General features: G+C 61.9%; 12 protein-coding genes. 11 read left to right on the top strand and 1 reads right to left on the bottom strand.

The features are described from left to right. The 10 genes from WBB85_RS10640 to WBB85_RS10595 all read left to right on the top strand — a co-directional run. On the top strand, nt 1–1,142 hold a 1,142-nt coding region (locus tag WBB85_RS10640; RefSeq protein WP_432638593.1), incomplete at its 5' end, for a DUF932 domain-containing protein. 123 nt (nt 1,143–1,265) lie between these two features. Then, the gene (locus WBB85_RS10635; RefSeq protein WP_432638592.1) at nt 1,266–1,706 is read left to right on the top strand and encodes a JAB domain-containing protein; all 441 of its coding nucleotides are present in this window, start codon (nt 1,266–1,268) and stop codon (nt 1,704–1,706) included. A gap of 113 nt (nt 1,707–1,819) precedes the next feature. Continuing rightward, nucleotides 1,820–2,338: a DNA repair protein RadC gene (locus WBB85_RS10630; protein ID WP_432638591.1), complete on the top strand. Its 519-nt coding sequence runs from the start codon at nt 1,820–1,822 to the stop codon at nt 2,336–2,338. Nucleotides 2,339–2,438: 100 nt separating this feature from the next. Then, nucleotides 2,439–2,930, top strand: a complete 492-nt coding sequence (locus WBB85_RS10625) for a DUF6878 family protein (protein ID WP_432638590.1) — start codon at nt 2,439–2,441, stop codon at nt 2,928–2,930. 10 nt (nt 2,931–2,940) lie between these two features. Next, on the top strand, nt 2,941–3,318 hold the full coding sequence (locus WBB85_RS10620) for a DUF6915 family protein (protein ID WP_432638589.1): 378 nt from the start codon (nt 2,941–2,943) through the stop codon (nt 3,316–3,318). Between the two features lies 1 nt (nt 3,319). After that, nucleotides 3,320–3,514 (top strand): hypothetical protein, encoded by a 195-nt coding sequence (locus WBB85_RS10615; protein ID WP_119136868.1) that lies wholly within the window; start codon nt 3,320–3,322, stop codon nt 3,512–3,514. 72 nt (nt 3,515–3,586) lie between these two features. After that, nucleotides 3,587–4,009, top strand: coding sequence for a hypothetical protein (locus WBB85_RS10610; RefSeq protein WP_432638588.1), 423 nt, complete (start codon nt 3,587–3,589; stop codon nt 4,007–4,009). Continuing rightward, entirely contained in the window at nt 4,002–4,646 is a 645-nt protein-coding gene (locus WBB85_RS10605) for an antitoxin of toxin-antitoxin stability system (protein WP_432638587.1), read from the top strand. Before WBB85_RS10610 ends, WBB85_RS10605 begins: the two co-directional genes overlap by 8 nt. A 58-nt stretch (nt 4,647–4,704) precedes the next feature. Continuing rightward, nucleotides 4,705–5,106: an MbcA/ParS/Xre antitoxin family protein gene (locus WBB85_RS10600; protein WP_432638586.1), complete on the top strand. Its 402-nt coding sequence runs from the start codon at nt 4,705–4,707 to the stop codon at nt 5,104–5,106. After that, nucleotides 5,103–5,804, top strand: a complete 702-nt coding sequence (locus tag WBB85_RS10595; protein WP_432638585.1) for an RES family NAD+ phosphorylase — start codon at nt 5,103–5,105, stop codon at nt 5,802–5,804. The genes WBB85_RS10600 and WBB85_RS10595 overlap by 4 nt, the downstream gene beginning before the upstream one ends. A gap of 220 nt (nt 5,805–6,024) precedes the next feature. Here WBB85_RS10595 and WBB85_RS10590 read toward each other — a convergent pair whose 3' ends face one another. Further along, nucleotides 6,025–6,321 carry a hypothetical protein gene (locus WBB85_RS10590; RefSeq protein WP_305546093.1) on the bottom strand — a complete coding sequence of 99 codons (297 nt, stop codon included), beginning with the start codon at nt 6,319–6,321 and terminating at the stop codon, nt 6,025–6,027. Between the two features lie 176 nt (nt 6,322–6,497). On the opposite strand from WBB85_RS10590, the gene WBB85_RS10585 reads away from it, so the two are divergent. Next, nucleotides 6,498–6,756: hypothetical protein (locus tag WBB85_RS10585; protein WP_432638584.1), on the top strand; the 259-nt coding region annotated here is incomplete at its 3' end.

The raw sequence follows: 6,756 nt of genomic DNA, 5'->3' as shown, positions 1-6,756 counted from the left end.
TGGATGTGAGCCGGGGTGAGCGGAACGGGCGGGTGTCGTCCGAATGGTTCAACCGGCCCGATGACGAGCGGTATCTGTCGCTCGACGATCTCTGGGCCAATGTGAAGGGCCGGTCGGAACGCAGCCGCAGCCGCGTGGTACAGACGGCGGACATCCGCGTCGAGGCTGCGCGCGACAACCCCGAGCGGCTGCACCTGGTCCTGCCGAAAGCGCATGAACCGGTCGCACCCACGCATTGGGCGTTCGGCCAGCTAGCGAGCATCGTCGGCGCGCCGGCGTCCTATCTGCGCCAGCTGCCTGCGCCGCTGGCGGGGATCAACCTGCAATACGGCCTGACCAACCACCGCGCTGAGCAAGTGAAGACTTTTGAGACCGAGGATGGCCGCACCGAACTGCGCGCGGTGACCGGCCCCGACTATGGCCGGATCCATGACCATGAGTTGGTCGAGGCGGTGCAGCGCATCGCGGGCAATGGCACGGGCGATACACGCTGGAAGGTGCCAGGTGTCCTTGACTGGTCGACCGGGGTCTACAACCCCGATGTCGAGATCAGCCGTGACACGACCACGCTCTATGCCTCGGACCGCGACGTCTTTCTGTTCCTCGTCGACGATCACAACCCGATCGAGGCGGGTCGGCTGCCCGACGGCTCCCCCGATCTTTACTTCCGGGGCTTCTACTGCTGGAACTCCGAGGTGGGGGCGAAGACCCTTGGCATGGCGAGTTTTTATCTGCGGGCGGTGTGCCAGAACCGCAACCTCTGGGGCGTCGAGGATTTTCAGGAGATCACGATCCGCCACTCGAAATATGCCGCCTCTCGTTTTGCGCAGGAAGCGGCCCCTGCGCTGACGCGGTTTGCCAACTCCTCGCCGCAGGGCTTCGTGAACGGCATCAAGGCCGCGCGGCAGCAGATCGTGGCGCGGACGGACGAGGACCGGGATGACTTCCTGCGTAAGCGCGGCTTCTCGAAGGCCGAAGCCGGCAAGATCATTGAGAAGGTGCTGATGGAAGAGGGCCGCCCGCCCGAAAGCATCTTCGACTTCGTGCAGGGCATTACGCGGCTTGCGCGTGACAAGACCCAGCAAGATGCCCGCCTCGACATGGAGGGGCGGGCCAAGAAGCTCCTCGACCGGGTCGGCTGAGGCCGCGCGTCGTTCGCTTGACCGCCCAAGCCCGTTGGGCGGTCAGCTTTTCATAATTGCGCCGATGGCCCGCCCTTCGACAGGGCAGGGGCGTCGGCATTTTCATTTTTCGGAGACCCCCCCGTGACCCCGCATGAAGAAACCGTCATCCTCAAGGCCCGCGAAATCCTCGGGCGCTATCTGAACCAGAACCCAGTCCTCGGCAATTGGCAGGCTGTTCGCGATTACTGTGCGGTGGCCGTACGCGGCGAGGTGGAGCGCTTCCATGTTCTCTACCTCGACCGACGCAATCGCGTCATCTCGGACGAGCAGCTTTCGATCGGAACCGTGGACCATGTCCCGGTCTATCCGCGCGAGATCATTAAGCGGGCGCTTATGTTGAACGCAAGTGCCCTCATCGTGGTCCACAACCACCCCTCCGGTGATCCGACGCCTTCCGAGGCGGATATCACCATGACGAAGGAAATCCAGAAGGGCTGCAAATACCTCGGGCTGACCTTGCATGACCACATCATCGTGGGTGGGGGCCAAGAGCTTTCGCTGCGGGGTTTGGGCAAGATGTGACCCGTCCTTCGGATCAACACCTTCCGTCGCCCCTTCGAGGAAGAGGGCGGCGGTTTGGTCTTTGACGCTTGAGGCGGGGAGAGAGGCTTCCCGCACCGTCGGAGATATTTCCCATGTTCGACCTTTCCTTTCCGGCCCTATCGACCCCGTTTCCGGCTGACGTCATGCCGGTCGTCGCGCACAGCACTTTTGACCCCGCGCTGCCCTTTTCTCTGACGCTGCCGGATTGCAACCCTGCGGCTGCGATGTCGGGAGAGGCGCGTCCTCGGATCATCGGCCATTTCACGGCGCTGGCCGAAGCCATGCGGGGCGCGATCAAAATGGCGGAAGAACTGGCGCCTGATGCTGCACCGCGCATGCTGGCGATCTTTGACCGCGATGAGCGTCTTGTCCTTGCCGGTGCTGCAGCGAATGGCGCAGTCGCTTGGTGTGCCCCCGTCATGACCGCGACTGAGGCCCGGGTCGTGGTCATGGAAGCAAGCCAGCTTCGGGCGCAGGCAAGCCGCGCGGCGGACTGGCTGGAGAGCGATCTCGCAACCCGCCTGCGGCAGCGTGCCGATCTCGTGGAGGCTCGCCTCGTGGATCCACTCTGGCGCGCCTTTGCCGCCCGCACCCTGCAGATCGCGGCATGACCCCAGAGAGACAGAGGAGGGCAGGGGGCTTTTGTGAGCTTCGCCGGGGCAAGAGAGTGCCCGGCGGGCTCCGACCCTTTCCCCTTCTTCGGAGACCCCCATGACCCAGGTTGAACCCACCCTTCCGGCGCCGATGCCGCCGTCCTCCATCGACTTCGCCGCAGTGTTCGCGGCGCAGGCCAAACAAGCCGCCCGCGAGGCCGAACTGCGTCCGGCCAACAAGGATCGCCTGTTCGATGCCCTGACCGCCGCCGGCATTTCTCATGTCACGGTCACCTTCGATGGCGAGGGCGACAGCGGCCAGATTGAAAGCATCGCGGCATGGGCGGGGGAGACAGCTGTCGCTTTCCCTGCCGTGGAAATTCCCTATGCCGCGATCACCTGGGACAGCCCCGAGGTCGAGATGCGGCAGCTTTCGCTCGAAGATGTTGTCGAGCAGCTCGCCTATGATTTCCTCAGCGACACCCATGGCGGTTGGGAAAACAACGACGGCGCTTATGGCGAGTTCTGCTTCGACGCCGGTGCCCGCTGCATCCATCTCGAGTTCAACGAACGGTTCACGTCGTCCGAACTCTTCACCCATGATTTCTGAGGGGGCGGCGATGGCACATCCGTATCACCACGCGCTCTCCTCGGTGAAAAAATGGGGCGGCACGGTCGACGATTACCAGCCCATCCATGCCTGGTACGATAGCTCGAAAGCCCACTCTGCGGATTTCCGCCATCGCGCGATGTTTCATCATGCGGCTGGAATCTGGCTTTCCGAGACTGTCTTCGGGCCGACGATCACGCTGTCGACCGGCAGGATCATTCCGACCCGCTGGGTGGGCGAGCAGCACGTCCGCGAGGATCTGGGGTTCATTCCGAGCTTCACCGACTGGGTCAAGGCGATCCGGCCAGAACCTTGGATGGGCCGCACGGAGAAGATTGAGGCGCTCGTCGATCCGCAACGGACGCCACCCGTCGTGGAGGTCCGCTGAAATGAGCCGGGCATACCTCAATCTCGGCGTCTCGCCCGGGATCACGCCACTCGCGATGCTGCGTATCGCCATTGGTCGCCTGCATCCCGACACGCTGGCCGTCCGCAGCTGGCGTCCGGCGCGCAAACGCTACTACCGCGAGCTCTTGCAGGCCCATGCAGAGGCTCAGGTTCGGGCGCAAGTCGCCTGTAAGTGATTGGTGTTCCTCGACCCGCATTTTCCAATCCGCCCGGCCCTCTGGCCGGGCCTTCTCATTTCTGGAGGTACTATGGCTGACTACTTCACCCACTTTTCCTGCGTCCTCGACGTAGGCTCGCCCGAAAAAGCTATCGCGGCGCTCGATCTTTTGACCCGCCTGCATCTCGACGATGAAGGTGCCGACGATCCGGAATACTCTGGCTTTGCCATGACGCAACAGGACGGTCCCGAAAGCTCAATCCTCTGGTTCCATGACGATGAGGGGGAAGGCGATATCGAAGGCGTCATACGCTTCGTGCTGTGCCTAGCGGAAGAGATCGAGCTCACCGGTCTCTGGGGGTTCGAAGTCGCTTACACCTGTTCCCGGCCCAGATTGGACGCCATCGGCGGTGGAGCGCATGTCATTGACCTCGGAAAGCGAAAATCCATCGGCTGGACCAGCACGCATGAATGGCTTGAGGCCACGTTGCGAGGGGAGGACTGCGATGCCTGATATCATCTGCACCACGGTTTATCAGTTCCCCGAACTTTCCGACACTGCCAAGGAGAAAGCCCGCAGTTGGTATCGCGAACTCGGGCCCCATGACGACTGGTGGGATGCTGTCTACGAAGATTTCGAGCGGGTCTGTGAAATCCTCGGCATTCGTTTGAAGACCACGCCCGTTCGCCTGATGAGCGGTGGGACAAGACAGAAACCCTGCATCTGGTTTTCCGGGTTCTGGAGCCAAGGCGATGGAGCGTCGTTCGAATGCTACTGGTCCCACGCCCTTGGCGCCGCCGCGCACATCCGGGACTACGCCCCGACGGATGCGACTCTGCATGGCATCGCCGACCGCTTGCAGGCCATCCAGCGGCGGAACTTCTACCAGCTCGCCGCCGAGGTCAGCCACCGTGGTCGCTACTACCACGAATATACCATGTCCGTTGACGTCACGCGCGACAGCTCGATCTGGCAGCCGCCGACTGAGGATGCGGACGAAATTGTGACCGAAGCGCTGCGTGATCTCGCACGTTGGGTCTATCGCCAGCTTCAGGCCGAATACGACCATCTGACCTCAGACGAGGCCATCGAGGAGGGGATTATCGTCAACGAGTACACCTTCACCGAAGGAGGGCGGCGGTTTGGGTGAGAGAGCGACCGGTTCATTTGATCTTTACAATGAGACCATATGAACTATGTTAGTGGCAATGGAGGACAACATGCAAGTCGCAGAGAAGATCCGAGAACCTGCCCAGATCAACGCCGTTGCGCTGAAGGCTTATGCCCGCGTGGCCGATGCTTGGGGTCTCAGCCTGAAGGAAGCGGCGGGCCTTGCCGACATGTCAGAGAGCACGTGGAAGCGCGCCAAGAAGCCGGACTTCGCGGGGGAACTGACAAAGGACCAACTGCTGCGGCTCAGTGCGGTGATTGGCATTTACAAATCGCTTGAACTCTATTTTTCCGAGCCGCTGGCTCGAACCTGGTTCGCCCGGCCGAACACCGGTCCGCTGTTTGGGGGTAATCGTCCGGTCGACACCGCTATCGACGGCGGTTTGCCTCAGATCCTTGCGGTGCGGACCTATCTTGACGCGTTGCGTGGTGGAGCATGAAGCAGACCGAGATTTCCGATCGCGGTCTCGTTCGCCTCTTGCCCGCAACCTACCACAAGCCGCCAGCTCTGCGCGGTCTTGTCGATACCGATGACGAGATGGATATCTTGGCAGAGATTGAGGGCCTGACCAGCGGCCGTCTTCTTGCGGAACGTGGCCGCAACCCGCATTTGGACCCGCGCGAGCTTGCGTGGCAGCGCCGCAGCCGCGACCTGCGCATCTATGGCGACAGTCATGTCAACGCAGCCTTCACCTACACCCGCGCAGGCGGAAACCGCTTCAACACCGAGGAGCGGGGTGCTTGGTACTGCGCATGGGATGTAATGGTTTCCGTCAGCGAAGTGGCCTGGCACCGGACGCGGGAGCTTGGCTTTACGGGCAGCTTCAATGACAGTGCGCGCTATGTGGAAATGCTGGCCGATTTTATCGGGGTGTTCGACGACATGACCGATGAGCCGGATCATCCTGCCCTGCATCCGGATCCGGTGGTCGGATATCCCGAAGGTCAAAGCTTGGCCCAGCATCTGCGCCGAGCCGGATCCCGGGGCTTGATCTATCCTTCAGTTCGGGCTCCGGCTCCTGGTGGGAATTGCTTGGTCTGCTTTGAGCCACACGCCATCCAGAGCGTCCGTCCGGGCGCGTCTTGGGATCTTGTTTGGGATGGGACACCGCATTACTCGATTAGGGCTGTCGGCTAACAAGTTACAGCGCATGCTCCCTCGGAGGTTCGAAGAAATGAAATCAGCAAATGGCAACAGCCCTGACATCACAAATTTGAAGCCATGTGACTATCAGGCGTTCTTCGAGGCTTTGGACGCTCCGTCATCACCGACGGAAGCGCTACGGATCGCATTTCTCAGGCAGAAGGAATCCCTTGGTGATCCGGACGCCAACACGCCATCCGCTGACTGATATTCGTCACCGGTTGCCGTCGATCCATTTCGACATCAGGCCCTTGTCTCGGAAGCACTCGTCCGGAACGGCGCGCCGCTTGATACGAGCGAGCCGCTCGGCAAAGGCGACTTGCTTGGAGGACGGCAGCTGGTCGAGCGCGGAGACCGGTTTCAGCTTCGCCTGCGCATCGATCCAGGAACTCAAGGCCCGCCGATCCTGCTGTACCTCCCAAGGTAACAGCGTCTGGTTCTTGAGCGCCAGCGACCGCGCATAGGCGATCTGTTTGGGCGTCACGGGCAGGGCGAAGGTGGTGTCTTCCATCGGGGAAACTCCCTTGCTGGTTGGATTCCATATATAGAACATATCAGGAACAAAATCAACCACCGCTCTGCCGAGGATCGACGTTCGAGAGACAGAGGCAGGATGGCGCAGGGGGAGTTGGAAGGCTGCGCGAGAGCGCCTTCGGCTCACCGTTTTCCCCAACCCGAGGTGTTCTGATGACGTTCCAACCGCTTATCCCGACCGTGCTGACGCCGGTCGTTGTTCCTGTCCTGCCTGAGCCTGCCGCCGCGATCCTCGCCGTTGCCGAGGCGCTGCAGCCCGATCTGGCGCAGGGCTTCCAGATCGACGCGCTGCGCCTGCGGCTTGAGATGGAGCGCGCCTTCGGTGGCTCCGATGCGACAGGCGCCTGGGATTGGAAGCTGGCTTATGAGGCGGGCGAGGTGGCACTTGTCCTCTTCCTGCGGAAATTCGGCC

It is taken from the genome of Albidovulum sp. (assembly GCF_049646345.1).
Classification (GTDB): domain Bacteria; phylum Pseudomonadota; class Alphaproteobacteria; order Rhodobacterales; family Rhodobacteraceae; genus Albidovulum.
Note: the sequence above shows the minus strand (reverse complement) of the source record. Positions and strands in the feature narration are given on the sequence as shown.